We start from the raw sequence: 19,010 nt of genomic DNA, 5'->3' as shown, positions 1-19,010 counted from the left end.
TTCTTCTCTTTTTTTACGAAAACACGGAATAATTATATGTGTAATGTCTAGAGTTCTTTGTGTGATATTTTGAATCGGTATTTTAAGATAAATTTAACAAAGAATTGAATTTCGGTTAACAATTTTTAGTTTTCGCATTTGACTTTTTTTAATTAATTAATATATTTGGGCATATAAACTCGAATAAATTTTATTTAACAAAAAATAAACAATAATATACAAAATATGGTCATTGATAAAAAAAGAAATTTAAGTAGTTGATTTTCAGTGGCGCACTAGGATTCCACTGCTTAATTGTACGGGTGATTATCCACTATTGATTCACTCGAGTCTGATTTAATAATAAACTAAACCATTAATTATGAAAACAAAGTTGACTACCTATTTTGGGCTGTTGCTGCTGCTGTTTGTCAGCATCGAAGCCTACTCACAAACCCGAACCCTCACGGGGACGGTGGTAAGCCAGTCGGACAGAATGCCCATACCGGGTGTGATGGTATTTGAGAAGGGTAAACAAACCGGAACAACTACGGACATGGACGGGAAATATTCCATCAACGTAGAGGAAAGCACCGTGTTGGTTTTTTCCTACATCGGTTTTGCCAATCAGGAATTTACAGTGGGCAACCGCACCCAGTTGGATGTATCGCTTGTAGAGGAAGCAAGTGAACTAGGAGAGGTGGTAGTAACCGCTCTGGGTTTGACCAAAGAAAAGCGGAAACTTGGTTATGCCATTACAACGGTTAGTAGCGACGTAATGGACAAGGCCAGGGAACCGAACGTGGCCAACTCACTCATCGGGCAGGTAGCCGGATTGGTGGTAAAGGGCACCAACGGCGGTCCCCAAGGTTCTTCAAACATCGTGTTGCGGGGTCTGCCCAGTATCTCTGGTACAGGGTCCCCCTTGTTTGTGATCAATGGAATCCCGATGGATAACACGCAGCGAGGAGCAGCTGGAGAATGGGGAGGTTCGGATAACGGTGACGGTATCGGTAACCTCAGCCCTGACGACATCGAGTCGATGACGGTATTGAAGGGTCAGGCAGCGTCTGCTTTGTATGGAGCAAGGGCGTCTAACGGGGTGATTTTGATCACCACCAAGGGAGCTAAAAAAGGCGATGACTGGTCGCTTACCTACAACTTAAACGTAATGACCGACCGCCCGATGGACTTTACGAATTTCCAGAATGAGTTTGGTCAGGGAAGAAATGGACAGCGTCCACAGACGGTGGCCGACGCACGCACTACGGGACGATTTGCGTGGGGTGAGCGCATGGGTGGCACAGTGATCGGTTATGACGGTAACCAATACCCATATCAGCCATCCAATGAAAATTACTTGGATTTTTACAATGTTGGAACAAACGTAACCAACACTGTTGCAGTCTCTAAGGGTGTCGGTGATGGGTCCTTCCGCATGTCTGTTTCCAATGTAGCGTCCAACTCTATCGTGCCAAACAGCGGAAACGACCGGTTGAGCATCAACTTAAACGTAGATCAGAACATCACAGAGAAGTTTAACATTTCTGCGATGATCAACTATATTGACCAAAGGACAACCAACGCTCCGAATCTAAGCGACGGTCCTAGAAACCCCAACAACTTTCTATTTCTAGCTCCGAATATCGCACCAAGCATTTTTGCTCCAGGATACGATGCGCAGGGAAATGAAATTGTGTTTAGCGATGATATTTTCGTGACTAACCCCTATTTTATTGCAAACAAAGGGATAAATGACCTAGGAAGGAAAAGAAACATTTCCGCACTGGCTGCCACCTATAATTTTACTCCGAAAATCTACACGATGTTTCGGGTAGGTAGCGACGTGTCAAACGACGATGTCTTTTCCGTGGAGCCAACCGGGCTGGCTTATGCGCCGGACTTGAAAGGTAACTTGAATTCAAGGGGACTTTCTACACGCTCCGAACTGAACGTAGATGCACTTTTTGGAGCCGACCTGGACTTGACAGATGACCTAGGACTCGATGCATTGGTTGGGGGTACTTTCCGTAACAACCGATTCGAATCTGTAGGCGTGGGAGGTCAGCGATTTGTAATTCCAGGTTTGTACTCTCCCTTCAACGTGGAGGTGTTCAACCGTTCCTATGGTTTCAACGAGAGGGAAGTACTTTCCGGATTTTATTCCATGGCGTTCGAATACAAAGACTTCTTGACTTTAACAACCACTGGGCGATACGACGTCTACAGCACTTTGCCTGTGGATAACAACAGTATCTTCTCTCCATCGGTGACCGGAGCGTTTTTGTTCGACAAATTCCTCAATATTCCAGCCTTGGATTTTGGTAAATTCAGAACTTCCTATGCGGTGACCAGTGGGGAGCCTTTCGCAGCCTATCAGACGCAGTTTTATTATAGTTCAGCGAATTCTATCAACGGTGTTGCGGCAGGAAATTCACCGCTCAATCTACCAAACCTCTTCCTGAAGCCCTTCACGACAGACGAAATAGAGATTGGTCTTGACCTGAACTTGTTCAACAACCGGTTGACCTTTGACGTTGCCTACTTCTCCAAAACTACCCGAGACGAGATCATGAACGCAAGCTATAGCATAGCCTCCGGTTTCAACTCGGCCGTAGTGGCGACAGGTTCGGTCAACAATAGGGGCTTAGAAGTCTTGGTATCAGGTACACCGATACAAAATCAGGTGTTCACTTGGAGAACCTCCTTGAACTTTACCAACGTGAGAAACGAAGTGTTGAGCACCAACGCGGCAAACACCCCCATCAATTTGGGACAAAACAGGGCTACCTTAGGAAACGCGGTTACAGCCTATGTGCCGGGTCTGCCAGGTCCTCAAATCCGTGCGTTTGATTATCAATACGATGCAAATGGCAACATCATGGTGGACGAAGCTGGCTTGCCCATGAGAGGAGAGCTAAAGAACTGGGGTTCGGTTCTGCCTACGCACTTTGGCGGATTGAACAACGAGTTTACCTACAAAAGGCTTTCGTTTTCCTTCTTGATTGACTACAATTTTGGTAACAAAGTGTTATCGGCTACCGAGTTTTATTCCACTTTCAGAGGACTTCACCAGAACACGCTAGTAGGACGTGAAGGTGGTGTTACGACCAATGGCGTGACTGCACCTGCAGAGAATTATTATCAGGCGCTTGCGCAAAATGTCACCAAAACAAGTGTGGTAGATGGCGATTTTATCAAGTTACGCCAATTGACGTTCGGTTATACTTTCCCAGAAACTTGGTTCAATTCTGTTCCGGTGTTTAAGGGACTGACCGCATCGGTCGTGGCAAGAAACCTTGCCATCCTTTGGAGAAAAGCAGAGAACATAGATCCTGAGGCTACTTTCGGTTCCAATATTAACTTCTTGGGCATTGAAGGTACTGCACTGCCACCGGTGCAATCAGTTGGATTCAATCTAAATTTCAAATTGAACTAATCATGAAAAAATACATAGGTTTTTTATTAGTCAGCGGCATGCTGATTTCCACTTCGTGTGATGACCGGTTTCAAGAGGTGAATACCGATCCAAACAGACCCGGTGCCGACGTTTTTGATCCTAATCTATTGCTTCCTACCGCTTCGTTTGGGTATGGTAACATGACCACGGGATATACTGGGGCGATTTTGTTTCAGAGTATGTGGATTCAGGCATTGGCTTCCACGTCTACAGGGGGTGCCAATTACTACTCCAATGGGGACAAGTATGTGATTTCCGGAAGCACCAATTCCTACATCCAAAACGCCTGGATTACGGGATTTGAAACGGCCTCCAGAATCAATCAAATGCAGCGATTGGCCCAAACACGGGAGTTAACCAACCTGAATGCAGTGGGCAGTATCTTTAAGGTGAATACGCTGTCCTTCCTTGCGGATATCTACGGGGATATCCCTTTTTCGGAGGCGTTGCGCGCAGAGGAGGGAATCATGCAGCCCAGCTACGACAGTCAATCTGACGCGTATATCGGGATGCTGAGCGAGCTGGAGGCTGCTGTGAATGTGTTAAATGCTGCTGGAGATCCGATCCAAAATGACATCATCTTTGGAGGTGACATTGAAAAGTGGAGAAGGTTTGGCAACTCGCTGATGCTTAAAATGGCTCTTCGTCTCGTCAACGTGGACCCTACGTTGGCCCAGACTTGGGCGCAACGGGCGGTTGCCGGTGGTGTGTTTACGTCATCGGAAGACGACGCGTTGGTCCCTTCTGATGAAGCCAATGGGTATGCCAATTCCAGTGCAAATGCATTGAATGTGCCCGATGATATCTATGAAGTACGTTGGTCCAAGGTGATGATCGATTTCCTTCAGGCTACCAACGATCCCCGCTTGAGTATTGTGGCGGAGGTGCCACCGGCAGGTCTGTCGGCTAATCGAAACGGTGTCGTAGTGGGAAACAACGATCCTGCGGTACAAATTGGACTGCCCAATGGATTTGATATGGCAGGTGGTCAATTTGACATATCCAATCACCCCGACTTTCCCGGTGCCACTGGTTCGGGAGGCGACGTGGCTGTGATCGGTGCCTACTCCAGGCCCACAGGTATCTACCGGGACAGAGAGGCTCCGGTGTTTATTTTGACGTATGCGGAGGTTCAATTGTTGTTGGCAGATGCAGCAGCTAGGGGTCTGATATCAGGTTCTGCGGCCGAATTCTACCGAAACGGAGTTGAAGCCGCAATGATATCTATGAACCACTTCGGTGGTCCTACCCTATCTGCAACGGCTGCGGCAAATTATGCAACCGCCAATCCCCTAGATGTAAGCACTACAGAGGCGTCGCTGAAAATGATCAACGAACAGATCTGGGCAACCACCAGCATGTTTGCGAATTTTGTGGAGGCCTGGAACAACTGGAAACGGTCTGGATATCCCGAGTTGACTCCTGTAAACTTCCCAGGCAACTTCGCTTCCGGCCAAATTCCGAGAAGACAGCCCTTCCCGGTAAGTGAGGCTGGTGTGAACGAAGAAGGTCTGCGAAACGCGATCGCACGAATGGGAGGCGATAGCTGGTTGACGAGAATTTGGTGGGACGGCGGTAACTGATCTTAGGTCGCCATGCCCTTCCCTTGAGGAATAGAAAGAGGCCTCGGAGCAATCCGGGGCCTTATTTTTTTTGGTGCGCAGAGGATGTGTAGGGAATCTGCTGCTCTCGAAGGGATAGGTCTGTGTACCAACGGTATGACAGCAAGTCCTCTTCATGGATTAGGTTCACCCCGATTTGGGGGGTGTTCACGAATAAAACGACATTGATAGCGAATAAAATGCTTTTTGAGTTACACAAGCAGTTTATTTTCAGGTAAATAAAAAATCCCACACCGCTATGGATCGCTACGTTCAATTTCTCGTTTGCAGTATACTGCTAGCTGCGTCATCGTTTTTACCCCAATTGAAGGCACAGGAGCCCTCCTGGAAAGTTGATTTTGAGAAAAATATCCAATGGTACTACCCAACTGCTACCGGGGTGATGCTGGTATCCACCTCTGAAGGGATCCATGGATTGGATCCGGAAAGTAGACAGATTATTTGGACGTTGGAGGAGTTTGGAGGTTGGCCCATGGCGAATTTTAGACCCGTTCCGGATACACCCTTTTTTGAAATTGTTGGTTTGCCAAAAATCAAAAAGGAAAAAGAGGATGGTGAGAAAAAGGGATTGAAAGGGGCCTTCAAGGAATTTAAGGAAAATGCTTCCCGCACATTCAATGAGGGAGAACAAATTGCTAGAGCCTGTGTTTTTGATCCATTATCGGGTCAAGTGTTGTTTGATACCAAAGATGTGGCTATAGACTACATTACCCGAAAGTATTACCTGAGAGAAGTAAGTTCTTTTGTTTTCGAAGGGGTAAATGGTAAAACCAGGATGTTCGGCTTGGCCGACGTTAAAACTGGAAATGTAAGCTGGGTAAAGGAAAAGCCGGTACAATTTGCTGGGTTTACGGTAAACGATAAATTGACGGTTAAAGCCGACCCTCACGGTCATTTGTTTGCCGAGTACGCGGATACCCTGTATCGTTTACAACGTCAATCGGGAGAGTATTTGTGGAAATTACCCAAGAGTGAAGTTCCGTTCTATCGGTTTCATTCAGACAAAGAGTGGTTTTTTACCGTAAAAAGCGGTGCGTTTAAGAAGTACGATCTGGCCTCCGGTGAATTATTACATGAATACGCCCCATCAAAGGACGATTTCCAGGCATCCGAAAATTTTCTAAGTCCGGTGGACATTCTTACCAACCTGCAGTATATGCTTCCAGTAGGACAGCATATGATGATATCGGGTCGCGGTGCATTTAATCTGATGGATATCGAAACACTCACGCCGCTGATTCAATACGTCAAAGCATTCAAAGGTTACAGCATCACCAAGGTGTCTACGCAGCAAGATGACGGCAATTACCTAGTAACACTCAAGGCGAATGATTCTGGTGAGCTTGCGATTGCTGTGACGGATGCCAAAGGAGGAACGAGCTGGAAAAAGGCTTATCCCCTAAAGGGCAATGGATTGCGGTTTATGGAATATACTCCGGATGGTGTGGTGGTGGTTACCGACCAGGCGATAGACTTGGTAGATTTGGATCGCGGACTGTCGAGGCTGTCCCAGGGAGATAGGAAATTGAACCCAGATCTACCTTTATTTATTGCAAACGCGTTGGATCGGGGCCGTTTGGCATTGATTCAGGACAATGACCTGTACGAGCTGGATGTTGAAAAAGGGAGGTGTGTTCGGTTATTGCGAACCAATTTCAAAGGAGATCCCGCGGACAAGACACCTAATCGACTGGAAGTACGGGAAGATGGGTATTTTATCGGAGCGAATCAGAACATGATGTTTGTGAATTTTGACCGCACGATACGCTATCAGCACCATTTTGCAAAGCCCTGCATGTCGGATAAGGCAAGGGCCATCTACTTGCGGTTGGGGAGTTTAGCTGCGGGTTATGTATTCCGTGAGGAAACCCAGAAGGTAACGCAAGCGATGTACGAAGTTGGGGCGATGAGTGCTTCGGACTACCGCGAAGTAGTACTAGCTGATGCCCTATACGGTGGATCTGCGTCGGTGGCCGTTACTACGGATCTGTTTACGCAGGCTTTTTCGCGGGTTGCGGAACGCCGGTCGCTGATGCAGTTGTCGAGAGACTACGTCATGGTTTCCACCAAGTTTGACGATGGTGGCAATGGGATAAAAAAGGTGGACATCGAGACAGGGGAGGAGCTTTTTCGGCTTCGCTTGGATGACCAAAGTCCCTCCATCTACGTGGACGATGTGTTGGCAGGGATGTACTACCTGATGCCGGATCAAAAGCAGTTTGTGTTTTATAGTTTTTTGGAGGAATAGCAGGAATAAAACTAGCTGACTTTCGGGTTCGTGTTTTTGGGATTCGCGTACTTTAGTCGAAGACAATAGGGAAAGTGAATGCGTATTTTGGTTGATTTTCCAAGTTTGGTTTGTCGTTACTAGGGAATTCCCGACCAAACTTTATTTTAAAATTATTTGAAATAAAGTTTGGTTTTTGATTCAAAGTGCATATTTTACACTGTCAATTACGGTTTATAACATTTGTTTTTTTTATGTGGCGGAAATGTTAAAAAATTTTCTCTTTCTTTTAGGCGGGTACGATCTGGAAATGGTAGAAATCCAGAAACTGCTAGCAGCGCATAACGTGCCCTTTTTGGATGCGAAGCTCGGTTGGGACAACGCCATTTGGGAAGCCTATCGTCAGGAACCCTATCTTTCCCAGATCCATCAGGCTCTTGAAGAAGACAAGCAGGTTTTCGGTATTGAATTGCGGGGAGAGTCGATTGAAGGCTGCGGACTGATCGATCATCATAATGAACTGCAGCATTTACCGTCTGCAATAGAGCAGGTTGCTTCTCTGTTGGGGTTGGAATTAGATCGACGGCAGTTGCTGGTTGCGGCCAACGATAAGGGATATATTCCTGCGATGAAGGAGATGGGGGCTTCCCAGGATGAGATTGATGAAATACGGAGGGCGGATAGGAAAGTGCAGGGAGTGACGGAAGAGGAGGAAAAGCAGGCGGACATCGACATTTCGAATGCTGAAGTAAGACATGAATTATGGGTCATCTATACCTGTTTGTCCAGATTTAGCCCTATTCCAGATAAATTGTTCGGAAAAACATCCAAGTTACTTATATACAGTGATAGTTCGCTGAATTTTTATGGTATTGGAAAAAATCTAGTCGCAGGTCATTTCAGGGAATTTATTACCAATGGCAAGGCCTACGAAGGAGGAGGTGATGCAGGCTATTTTGGCATATCAAAAAGCGCGCTGCCAAAGGATGATATTCTAAAAGTAAAAAATAAAATCGTTTCCCTCACCTCTCATTTGACATAATCCATGGAACAAAAGCTGTATAGTCACCATGTTTTTATTTTCCCATTTAAATGGGAACTCACCAAATATCGGCAGGATGAAAGTCTGCTAAAGCGGTGCAGAATCGAGGAAATTAGGGGTTTGCTTGATGCCACTGATTGGAAACGAAAAGAATTCAGCATCCAAGGAGGAGAGCAATACAATGAGTTCAATTATTTTTTTGGGCATGTTCGTGAGATTCTTTACGATTTATCCGCTGAGTTGCGGGATGAATCCTGTGAGGGAAATAAAGAACTCATCAATCATTTTGAATTCGACAAGTCTAAAATTGCTGATTGGTATTATGTAATCGGAAACGTTACGGAATGGGAGGAAAATAAAAACAAGACAGACGAATTGCCGAATAAAAAAGTCCCTAAGAACGTTGAAACATTTTTCCTTACTTTAGATAGTATCCTCCTTAATATCTACAGCACAGGTGTAGCTGTATTATCTTTTCATTTGCGAAATTTTAAATACGCTGACCCCGATGAGATCCTTCGCATAAATCAATTAGGGAGAAGGCTCTATCCTCCTCATTTTGGGCTGTCAAATACTTCAGTAATCACAGGCATCCAAGATAAGACTAGTTTTCAAGACGGATTAGATGACACCAAGTCCAATGAGTTACCCCATTTTATTTCTTTAGGGACATACGATGGCTTTCGGACATCGGGCTTTTATGAGGATTTTCAGTCCTACACCGACGCGAAAAATATCGAAAGAGGAGTCTTTCAAATACCAGCCTTCATCAATGCGCTGTTTCCGGTGGGGTTTTTAGGAGTAGGAAGGAAATCTGCAAAAACGAATCAGAGGGCGAATAGACTTGCATTCGAAGTAAGTGTTGACCCTATATTGGATAGTCGTATGCATTTGGTCTGTTGGTATGCGAATTCCAAGGTTTTTAAAAGGTTAAGAGATTATTTCAATATAGGTTTAAATGCATGGTCTAATAAAGCACATGATTGGTGGTATAAATATGTGTTTGTCGATAATGCTGGATTTATTACCTGTTGGAATTTGGAAATGAAGAATTCGTTGGTTCAACAGGCTACCTATAAGAGATGGCTTGAGTTGGGGACGCTTTTTGGCGTAAGCCGCTATAGTTTTGTAATGTTTACAGAAGATAGGGTGCCCTTGTATTTAGTCCGGCACCTCCAAACCATGTACTATAAAATGGCAGAGCTGTGTTTAGTGCAACGCGCTACTGTGATCAATTATGCGGATGAAGTTACTCATGTGTCTCATTTATTGTTAGACAGCAGTCAGGGGGATTTAACGCTTGAGAAAATTGCCACTTTGTATAAAAAATACCTCGTTTTCATCAACAAGATCTATTTTAACGAAGTCACTCCCCAAGAGCAGGGAATTGAGCTGTATGACATGATGCATCGACAAATGCGGATTAGGGAGGATGTTATGGCTTTGGATAAGCAAATTGAAGAGTTGCACAACTATTCTGCGTTTGAGAAAAATGAAAAGGGAAATAGTCTGCTAGCTACGATTTCCATTATTGGTGCTGTTTTCCTGCCACTAGGATTTGTGGCATCATTGATGGAATGGCATGTGTTGGAGGATGATTTTCTACGTGGTGGGGCTTTTTCGGGGCCGTTTTGGTCTAGGATCGGCGTGGTTATTTTTATAAGTGTATTGATGGTGTTGGTAATGGATGTGCTGACAAAATTTAAATATAAGTCCAAACATCGTCGGTACCATACTGCCATTCGAGTAGTTTTCTACTTCACATTTATGGCACTTGGAATTTATCTGATATGGTCTTTTATTTAACACTAACCTACTATGTCCAAATTTGAACGCCGCTTCCAACTAATTCAACACACCCCCATGATCCACTTTCAGGGTGATCAAATGGGTGCCACACTTCGGGCCTCAGAACTGAAGCCGAAGCTGGATGAGTTCTTAAAAAAGAAAATTCAAAATAAAGAGGATTATAATAAATGGCTTATTCCTGAACAAGAAGAGGCATTAAACTACAAAGTAAGGGTTTTGTTGACAAAATCATGCGAAAACAATGTAACTTCTAGAACCAATGCACCCATGTATTTTGGGGATACTGGAAGTAAAAAGGAATTTAAACCTGGGAGTACGGGAAATAAAAAGGAAATTAAACATCTAAATCATGCAAAGGCTCCTTTGGAGGTGGTTATTTTTAGTTTTTATGCCGGGCTTCTGGAAGAAATCGAAACGTATTTCGCGGAATTTTTATTTATGACAAACTTTGGGACACGACAGTCCAAAGGATATGGCTCTTTTTCCTTTCTAGAAATGGAGTGTGAAAATTTCAGTTACCCTTATTTTGAAATTTTAGAGCTTGTCGATCCAAAATTTGTCAAGCATGAAGGTAAACCTAGAAAAGTAGATGGAGACAAAAGGGTGGCTAGAAGAGAGGATTTTGTTCAGGTAATGAAATTTATCAGTTACTACCATCAGCGGCTAAAATCTGGGGTTAATTTTCCCAGAGAGTTTAAAAAGTCATTCCTGTATAAATATCAGCAAGTAAAACTAAAATCGACGTATACTTGGGAGAAGCGTTGGTTGAAGGAGAAATTTATAGGATTGCCAGCCGATGGAACTAGCCCTAAATTTTCAAGAGCCTTTCTTGGTTTATCAATGGGATATGTTTTTTTTCCGAAATTTAAAAATAAGAGACGAGGAGAGGTTTACCCTAACAAGGAATTGAATATTAAAATTGAGCACTTGGCAGCTAATCCGGAACTTAAAATCGCAAGATTTAAGTCCCCCATCACCTTTAAACCAGTGTTTTATCAGGGCAAATGGAGGGTCTATATTATAGCAGATTCCATTCCCGAGTTAATGAAAAACCAGTTGTTTCGTTTTTCCAGTGACGAAGCTTCAGCGAAATTAGCCACTCCAGTTGAAGTTATAAAGATAAATGATCTGATATTAGAATTCCACAAGCATCTGGGTAGTAGCTTCACCGCTTATGATTTTAATCTCACAGTTGGAACAGCGAAAATTTTTAATCCATGACTATATACTACGCCATCACCCTAGGCCCGCTGATCAAGACGCTGGGCAAAGCCCGAAAAACGAGAGAACTCTGGGCGGCAAGTTACCTCTTTTCCTACTTGATGAAATCATTGATCATAGCTTTTAAAGAGAAAAAAGCAGATTTTTTAGTCCCCTATGTAGATTTGGTAACTTGGAGAGGACAGGAGCATGATATTTTAAAAAGTCCTAACGGAGCGGGGATTTTTGCAGACCGTTGTGTGTTTTCCATTCCATCAGAAAATAGAGAATTTGACTGGGAGAAAGTTGTCAAACTGATCAATCAAGTAAAAACAAGCTTGTTTAAGTCATCTTATAGGTTTTTGTTAGATCAGAATCCAAAATTGTTTAAGGAAAGCCCTAAAAAAGCCTGTAAGGACATGAAGGAATTTTTTTTGGATTATTTCCAAGTATATGCCGTATCAATTAATGTAGACGAATCCCCCGAGGCAAAAAAGCTTCAAAAGAAAGAAATAGTAGCTTCCCTGTTTGCCAAATTGGATGTTTTGGAGCTGCACACCCAGATTTTCCCCGAAGAGAAGATGGACTGGTTGGAGATCTTACTAGGCAGTGTTAGCCTGATGCACCGGAATGTGAATTCCTTTCTGGTAAAAGATGCCCTCGGAAACGATCGCTTTGCCAAGAACCGATTTGAAAGTCTTGTGGAAATTTCTTCGAGGGATTTGATTGAACAACTTGAAGAGGAACCATCAAATGCATTTCGTACATTAATAGAATCGGATGATGCTTCTGTGTCTTTACCGGATTCTAGCGAAGAAATATCCGACCCCTTAATTTATTTGGAGCGTTCTTTTCCAAGAGAATTCAAAACCTACCACAAGTATATTGCCATTGTGCAGGCAGACGGGGATGGCATTGGCAACTGCATCAAAGCGTTGGATGATCAGATGTACGGTGTGTTTTCGAAGGCGTTGCTTAGTTTTTCACTGCAAGCTGCCGATAAAGTTCGGGAATACGGTGGAGTGCCTGCGTTTGTAGGTGGGGATGATATTCTCTTTTTTGCTCCGTTGAGGTATGGCAAAAAAGATCTATTTTCCTTGATCGATAGCCTGGATGAGTTATTTAGCAAGGAGCTCTCCGGCTTACCATTGACAGAATTCCCTACCCTTTCTTATGGGGTTTCGGTGGGATATCACAAATTCCCCATGTATGAGAATTTGGAGATTACACGAGGTCAACTATTTGGAAAAGCAAAACATTTTGAATTTCGAAACGGGATGAAAAATGCGGTGGCCATTCAAATACAAAAGCACAGTGGGCAAACGTTTTCGGCGATATTTCGGAAAGAGGCGAGATTAGATGCGGAGAGCCAGGGAATAGATAGTTATTCTGTCTTCAAAAAGCTGGTTAGGCTTAATATTGAAGAAAATAGTTTTCTAAATTCAGTTATTTACCATCTCGGACGTGATTGGCCTTTGCTCGAAGAGGTTGGAATGGATGATACGTCATTGGAACATCTTCTTAATAAAAATTTCAATGAATCCTTTCACCAGAAACAAGAGATTCAGGTATTTATCGAAGGCTTTCGAGCGCTTATACAAGGAGTGTTTCAGGATTATCAGGAAGGGGACCGCAAGGAAAATCTGTATGGTGCCATCCGATTGGTCAAATTTTTAAATCGCGACGATAATGATTGAGTATAACTGCAAAATTACGCTTACTCCGTTGGAGGATTATTATTTTGGAGGGGAGAGAACTTTTGGGGAGCTTTCCGATGAAAAGGGAAGAAACTACCTTGCCTACAGCAATCCCTATCCCCAGCAAAGCGGCCTTTTGGGTTTGCTTCGCTTTCTGTTACTACAGGAAAATGAATGCCTTCCCCTTTCAAATCATTCCGAAAAAGCAAAAGCACTCATTGGTGAAAAATCTTTTCATCCCGAGTCAAAGGTGACAAACTTTGGGGCGATAGAAGAAATATCGCCCTTATTAGTCTCCTATGGGGGAGTTTCGCTCCGAATTGCCCACCCACTTTCCCAAATGGAATTAAGCTGGGAGAAAACCGGCAATTGCCTCTGGGCAAATCAATCAATTCCAAAGGTTCCTTTTATGCCAGATTTTGACCCGAAAATGCAGTATCCGGATTTGTTGGTTGATGAAAATCAGATGGCTATCCCATTTGGTACGGTTTTCCAACAAGCCACACAGGTAGGCATACAAAAGGGTTCTAAAACTAAAGGGTTTTTCAAACAACAGTTTTACAGGTTTCGGGATGACGGTGCGTTTGTTTTCTATGCCCGGGTGAAAAATGTCTATGTCTTCAAGGAAGAGGAATATCCGGTGAATTTGTCGGATACCATCGTGTTTTTTGGAGGGGAACAGCGGCAATTCCGGGTGCGTATTGAGTCGAAGGTAGACGACTTACCTAGTTTTTTTTCCGGAGACGCTGGAAATAAGGTATGTCTTCTCAGCGATGCTTTTGTGTACCCATCCTTATTTTCCTACTGCGACTTTGCACTTACGGATACCAATGTTTTCCGGGCTGGTATTTTTCCTTCCGGAAAATTCGAGTCTAAAAAAGAAAGTAATAAATATCACCTACTCAAGAAGGGTTCGGTCTTGTTTGCCAATAGTGCCGAAGATGCTGAAAGGATTGCCGACCAAATCACTGTAGGCAGCACTCAATCAGGAGAGGGGTCAGAGGAAAAGAAAAAGGAAAACGAAAACGATCTTAGACATTTGACCTGTGTAGGGTTCAATCACTGTTTCAGAGAAATTTAATAGAATTAGTAGGAATAGACCATGACACAAAAGAAACAACAACGAATTATTATAGTGGCAAGATCTCTCAAATATGAGTCAGGAGCAGACAATTTTGACCAAAAAAATAAAAAACTAAATTTATGAAGGACACAGCTTTTTATGTCATCAAGTGCATCACCAATCTGCACGTAGGCAGTGGTGAGACGAGCTTTGGGGTGGTGGACAACCTGGTGCAGCGGGATGTTAACACCCAGCTTCCTACCATTCATTCATCCAGTATCAAAGGAGCCTTACGGGAATTCTTTCAAAATAATAACACCGAAGTCTTACCTATATTTGGAGACGAAAAGAATGCCGGAAAATGGCAGTTTCTTTCCGCTGACCTTCTTTCAAGGCCACTTCGTAGTAGCAAATCACCCTACTTTAACGCAACGTCCACAAGTGTTGTTAAATCCCTAATCCAAAAACTGACTAACTTTGGTTTGCCTGTACCGAATGATCTTCTGAGCTTATCTTTTCAGTCCCCTGAAAAAGGACACCCCATTGTTTTTAGTGATGAATACCGAGGGGCCATCATTGAAGAACTTGACTGGGTTATAAAGGATGATTCGCAAATTCAAAATATAACGCTATTGCCGTGGGTAAATGCAGCGTTTGGGGAAAATTTAGCACTGCTGCATCCCGATGATTTCCAATCTCTGGAGCTGCCGGTAATCGCACGAAACCACCTGGAAAACGGTAAAAGTGAAAACCTATGGTATGAAGAAGTTGTACCCTACGACTCACGTTTTGCCACATTTATCATCCAATCCCCCGAAATGCGGGATACATTCGAAAAAGGGCTCGAAGATATGGTTCAAATCGGAGCCAATGCGTCGATTGGCTACGGTCTTTGTAAATTTTTTATCCCCAATAGGCCATGAATAACCGTGTAGAAAAAATGATTCCCATGGCTTTTAAAGCGGTGAGGAAATGGATGAAAAATCCGGATGATTCCATCAGCAAGCAATACAATGGGTATATAGCTTCTTTTGGAGCATCCGTGATTCAAGCCGGCATGCCCTTGGCTTTACTTTATAATCTTCGAAGTAAAAATAGCAAAGGCAATGAAAAGCTCAAATCCGGCAGAGAAGTGGACCGTGAGCCCATGATGAAAGCTATTTTTCAGGTAGTCAAAGAGTACCGGGGAACGCTAAATTCGGATGCAAAAAACCTCTTTGATTACTATCGGGAGAGCAATGACCAACAAATGCTTCGTAGGCAGATATTGGATGCCGCAGTGGCGATTAAGCTTGTTATTCGAACCTTCCCCCTTAAATAATATGACTCGGATAGAGAAATTTTCGCCAGATGCCAATTCCGGCTGGTGCTTTTACCGGGGTATGTATGCAGCGTTGGATAAGGTAAAAAATCTAGAACATGCTGAAAAGGAAAATTATCAAACCCTCTCTGAAAGCATCGTTAGTCAACCGTTAAAACACTTGCGGGAGGATGTGTTCTTCGCCGCACATTCTTTTGAGCTTTCCCTAACCTATCCAGGCCTATTGATCGGAAGTGGATACCAACACGAATCCGGAGCGGAAGGTGAATCTAAAATTGGGTTTTATTTTGACTATACCACCGGGCTTCCAGAAGTCCCAGGATCTTCTGTCAAGGGCATGCTGCGGTCCAATTTTCCGGGTAACAAAGAAGGTGAGCTAGAAGCCGCGAAAATCGAATGGATAAGCACCCTGATCAATGAGATACTCGAAAAGCAAGGTAAATCTGTAAACATTGAAGGAGACCAACTTAGACGGCTTGAAATGGAGATATTCGAGGGGGTGGACTATTCCAAGCCTGATGGAAATTTTCTTTCGAGTTATCGCAGGGATTGTTTTTACGGAGCTTTGCTCTCTCCGGCTAATAGAAGGTCTTATCCCTTTCTTGGCACCGATTACGTTACTCCGCATCCGGATTGGTTTAAAGATCCCGTGCCGCTTATGTTCCTGAAAGTAATGCCGGGAATTATACTTCTATTTAATTTTAGGCTATTCGACAGCATGGTGATACCAGAGGTGACAAAGGAGGTGAAGCTGGAACTTTTTAAGCAATTGCTAATGGCTCGGGGAATTGGTGCCAAGACCAATGTAGGCTATGGACAGCTGAATCCCGTCCAGTATTTGGATGAGCTGCATGGGAATGGAGCAGGGTTCATCGAAAAGGATAAGGCTTATCCCGGTGAAATTGTTGGGGTACATATCGGGTATTTAAAGGTCCGGTTTTCCAATGATAGCGGAAAAAAAAGTGCGCTGGTATACCGTAAAAGCCTTAAAGTGGGAGATAAAAAAATTCAGCAGTTTTCAGCGGAATTGGTGGGGAAGCCTGTTACTGTAAAAATCCAGAAGGACTATATAGCCTTCGAAAACATCATTTGTACACTAACCCTTTCTGAGTCATGAGCGATAGAATTCCCTATACCTATATCCAGTTTGACATACCGCTACATCCAAGCCAACTGAGAAAATTTCGAGGAGCGGTAATTGAGAGTGTGGCAGGTCTCAAGGCTGTTTTTGAAGCGGCCGGAGTGGCGTCCGATCTTTTTCACAATCATCAAGAGGTCTTGATTTCCGATGAGGCTACATCATCGGATCAGCCCCCTTTGGCCGATACTCACTTTCGTTATCCCCTTATCCAATATAAAATCCGCCACCGAAAAGCAGCCATATTCGGGATAGGCCCTGGAGCCCAGGCATTGCAGCTTTGGATGTCGCTGGCTGGGGATTCGCTTAGTTTGGGTGGCGAAGAGGTTCAATTGATTATGGCAGCACATACGCATGGTATTTGGCGGCCAACTATTGAAAGCAAAATGACCCAATACCGCCTAAACAAGTGGCTTCCCTTCAATGCCTCCCAATTTGCCCATTGGAAGCGAACCCCCAAGCTAAGCGATCGGGTCGTCATTCTTGAACGGCTTATTTGGGGGCATCTCTGGCAAACATTGGATGCATTGGAGGTGGCTCCCGATCGGGAAAAGCTGCAGATTCACCTGAGCACGATTGACTGGATGGGCTTCAAGGACAGTTATGGAATTAAACGCCTTGCGCTAGATGTTACCCTGATTGCCAACCTCAACCTGCCGCCGGAATTGAGTATAGGGCAGGGGGTAAGTATAGGCTTTGGCAAATTGCAGCCGATTACTTCCAAACAAACGGACGATCCCGAATAGCCTACGTCATGGGAATGGGGTTCAGGTTGAAGTGAGCATCTTAAAAAGGGTAGACTGAAACGGTAACATGGACGTATCGTCCATGAAAGCGCGGATGGTTGAAGTGAGTATCTTAAAAAGGGTAGACTGAAACCGGACGTGTTCATTACAACACCTAGTATCATAAGTTGAAGTGAGTATCTTAAAAAGGGTAGACTGGTTCAAGTCTCAAACTGTAGGTGGACTCAAGACTTAGGACAAAATCTTATGTGTCATGTACACTTTTCAAAAGGCAGGGGAAGAAACCCAGGCAATTTCTCAGCCCAAATATGATTTGGTAAAATGGATTGTTGCCGGGGTAATTACCAATGGGTTGGTTGCGACACTTTTAAAGTAGTTGGTTTAAAATCGATTGGGAGTCTGATTTTATCAAGAATAAGTTTTCGGAAAAAAGTATTAATTTAATGCGTCGTAAGCGGCGATTGACGAATATTTTTGGTTTTTTGACTATCAATAGAATTTGCTATATTCGAATATGGGCAGAGTTTTATTAGGGCTGATACATTTAACAGCGTCCATTCTTACAATTTTAAATGTATATTTAGCTATACCCTCTATTTTTAATAACATTGAATTAACCTATTTCGCAGAAATCACTGAACGGAATTTTGCGCTTAAATTTGGCTTAATTTTGTTTTTTCAGCTTGCCACTGGTTTTTTTCATTCTTCAACACTTCTTCAATTGAACCGTCTCAAAAGTGTTTTCTTGATAAACGTCTATTCATTATTCTTCGTATTACTTGTTGGATGGCTTACGATTTTTAATGTTACAGAAATACTTTATTCGAATAAAGAATTAGTTTCCAGTATTCAATATTTTGGCCTATTGTTCTTTCTGATAGTTTGTTATCTAATTCATTCGCTAATATTGCTCATGTCGAAGGATGCTGGCCTAGAATCAGAATCAGCCCATTTTTGGGCAATTTTTCTTGCTATTTTACTTTTTGTGATGTTTGTGGTGTATTTGATAAACGGATGATAGTATAATACAAACCATATTTTTATACAGTATGGGATAGGTGTATTCCTATAAGGAAGCCCCATCCGGATCAATGCAAAAAGCACTGAAAAGAGAGCCCGATTCTGAATATAGTCCTATTGCATATTGGAAAAGATGGTTTAAAAGTATGTTTTTCAGCATGTTGCAAAAACCAAGGGTTGAAGTGAGCATCTTTAAAAGGGTAGACTGATTAGAAATACACAAGATATAGGACTCAAGACGTAAGACTTGATGTACTAGTGAATACGAAAGCGCGCTTTTCCAAAGGCTTCGAAGATGTTAATTCTTTTAAAGGAACCCTGCCCTTTGATTTGGCTGAAATGACGGGAACGGCCCATACTTTATGGTGGTAGGTTTGTTTGGTACGACTCAGTTCTCTATATTTACCTTTAGAAATCCCCTTGATAGTAGACCATTCAAAAAAACATTGAAAAAAGACCCCGATTCCGAATATAGCCATATTGCATATTGGAAAAGATGGTTTAATAATTTGTTTTTCAACATGTTTCAAAAATCAAGGGTTGAAGTGAGCATCTTAAAAAGGGTAGACTGAAACGGTTTTTTCATATTTATTTGGTTTATATAAAGCGTTGAAGTGAGCATCTTAAAAAGGGTAGACTTATAGAAAGACACAAGATATAAGACTCAAGACGTAAGACTTGATGTA

The 19,010-nt window shown here is 43.1% G+C and carries 12 protein-coding genes; all 12 read left to right on the top strand.

The genetic code is table 11. The annotated features are described in order from the left end of the window. Positions 1–361: 361 nt before the first annotated feature. The 12 genes from JJU34_RS12075 (at position 362) to JJU34_RS12020 (ending at position 17,304) form a co-directional block, all read left to right on the top strand. Complete coding sequence (locus tag JJU34_RS12075; protein ID WP_228692630.1) at positions 362–3,418, top strand: SusC/RagA family TonB-linked outer membrane protein; 3,057 nt, start codon at positions 362–364, stop codon at positions 3,416–3,418. A gap of 2 nt (positions 3,419–3,420) precedes the next feature. Further along, positions 3,421–5,022: a SusD/RagB family nutrient-binding outer membrane lipoprotein gene (locus tag JJU34_RS12070; protein ID WP_228692629.1), complete on the top strand. Its 1,602-nt coding sequence runs from the start codon at positions 3,421–3,423 to the stop codon at positions 5,020–5,022. Between the two features lie 277 nt (positions 5,023–5,299). Next, on the top strand, positions 5,300–7,309 hold the full coding sequence (locus tag JJU34_RS12065; RefSeq protein ID WP_228692628.1) for a hypothetical protein: 2,010 nt from the start codon (positions 5,300–5,302) through the stop codon (positions 7,307–7,309). Positions 7,310–7,553: 244 nt separating this feature from the next. Beyond that, on the top strand, positions 7,554–8,330 hold the full coding sequence (locus tag JJU34_RS12060; RefSeq protein ID WP_228692627.1) for a hypothetical protein: 777 nt from the start codon (positions 7,554–7,556) through the stop codon (positions 8,328–8,330). Positions 8,331–8,450: 120 nt separating this feature from the next. Beyond that, positions 8,451–10,136 (top strand): CorA family divalent cation transporter, encoded by a 1,686-nt coding sequence (locus JJU34_RS12055; protein ID WP_228692626.1) that lies wholly within the window; start codon positions 8,451–8,453, stop codon positions 10,134–10,136. 12 nt (positions 10,137–10,148) lie between these two features. Further along, entirely contained in the window at positions 10,149–11,360 is a 1,212-nt protein-coding gene (locus JJU34_RS12050) for a hypothetical protein (protein WP_228692625.1), read from the top strand. After that, complete coding sequence (locus tag JJU34_RS12045) at positions 11,357–13,036, top strand: type III-B CRISPR-associated protein Cas10/Cmr2 (RefSeq protein WP_228692624.1); 1,680 nt, start codon at positions 11,357–11,359, stop codon at positions 13,034–13,036. Before JJU34_RS12050 ends, JJU34_RS12045 begins: the two co-directional genes overlap by 4 nt. Continuing rightward, the gene (locus JJU34_RS12040) at positions 13,029–14,117 is read left to right on the top strand and encodes a type III-B CRISPR module-associated Cmr3 family protein (protein ID WP_228692623.1); all 1,089 of its coding nucleotides are present in this window, start codon (positions 13,029–13,031) and stop codon (positions 14,115–14,117) included. The genes JJU34_RS12045 and JJU34_RS12040 overlap by 8 nt, the downstream gene beginning before the upstream one ends. 122 nt (positions 14,118–14,239) lie before the next feature. Then, complete coding sequence (gene cmr4 / locus JJU34_RS12035) at positions 14,240–15,022, top strand: type III-B CRISPR module RAMP protein Cmr4 (RefSeq protein ID WP_228692622.1); 783 nt, start codon at positions 14,240–14,242, stop codon at positions 15,020–15,022. Further along, entirely contained in the window at positions 15,019–15,420 is a 402-nt protein-coding gene (locus tag JJU34_RS12030) for a hypothetical protein (protein ID WP_228692621.1), read from the top strand. The genes cmr4 and JJU34_RS12030 overlap by 4 nt, the downstream gene beginning before the upstream one ends. A 1-nt stretch (position 15,421) precedes the next feature. Further along, positions 15,422–16,537: a type III-B CRISPR module RAMP protein Cmr6 gene (gene cmr6 / locus JJU34_RS12025; RefSeq protein ID WP_228692620.1), complete on the top strand. Its 1,116-nt coding sequence runs from the start codon at positions 15,422–15,424 to the stop codon at positions 16,535–16,537. Next, on the top strand, positions 16,534–17,304 hold the full coding sequence (locus tag JJU34_RS12020) for a CRISPR-associated endonuclease Cas6 (RefSeq protein WP_228692619.1): 771 nt from the start codon (positions 16,534–16,536) through the stop codon (positions 17,302–17,304). Before cmr6 ends, JJU34_RS12020 begins: the two co-directional genes overlap by 4 nt. Positions 17,305–19,010: the final 1,706 nt, after the last annotated feature.

This window comes from Lunatimonas sp. (assembly GCF_020832325.1).
Taxonomy (GTDB): Bacteria; Bacteroidota; Bacteroidia; order Cytophagales; family Cyclobacteriaceae; genus Lunatimonas.
The sequence above is the reverse complement of the archived record's forward strand: the minus strand, read 5'-3'. Positions and strand labels throughout refer to the sequence as shown.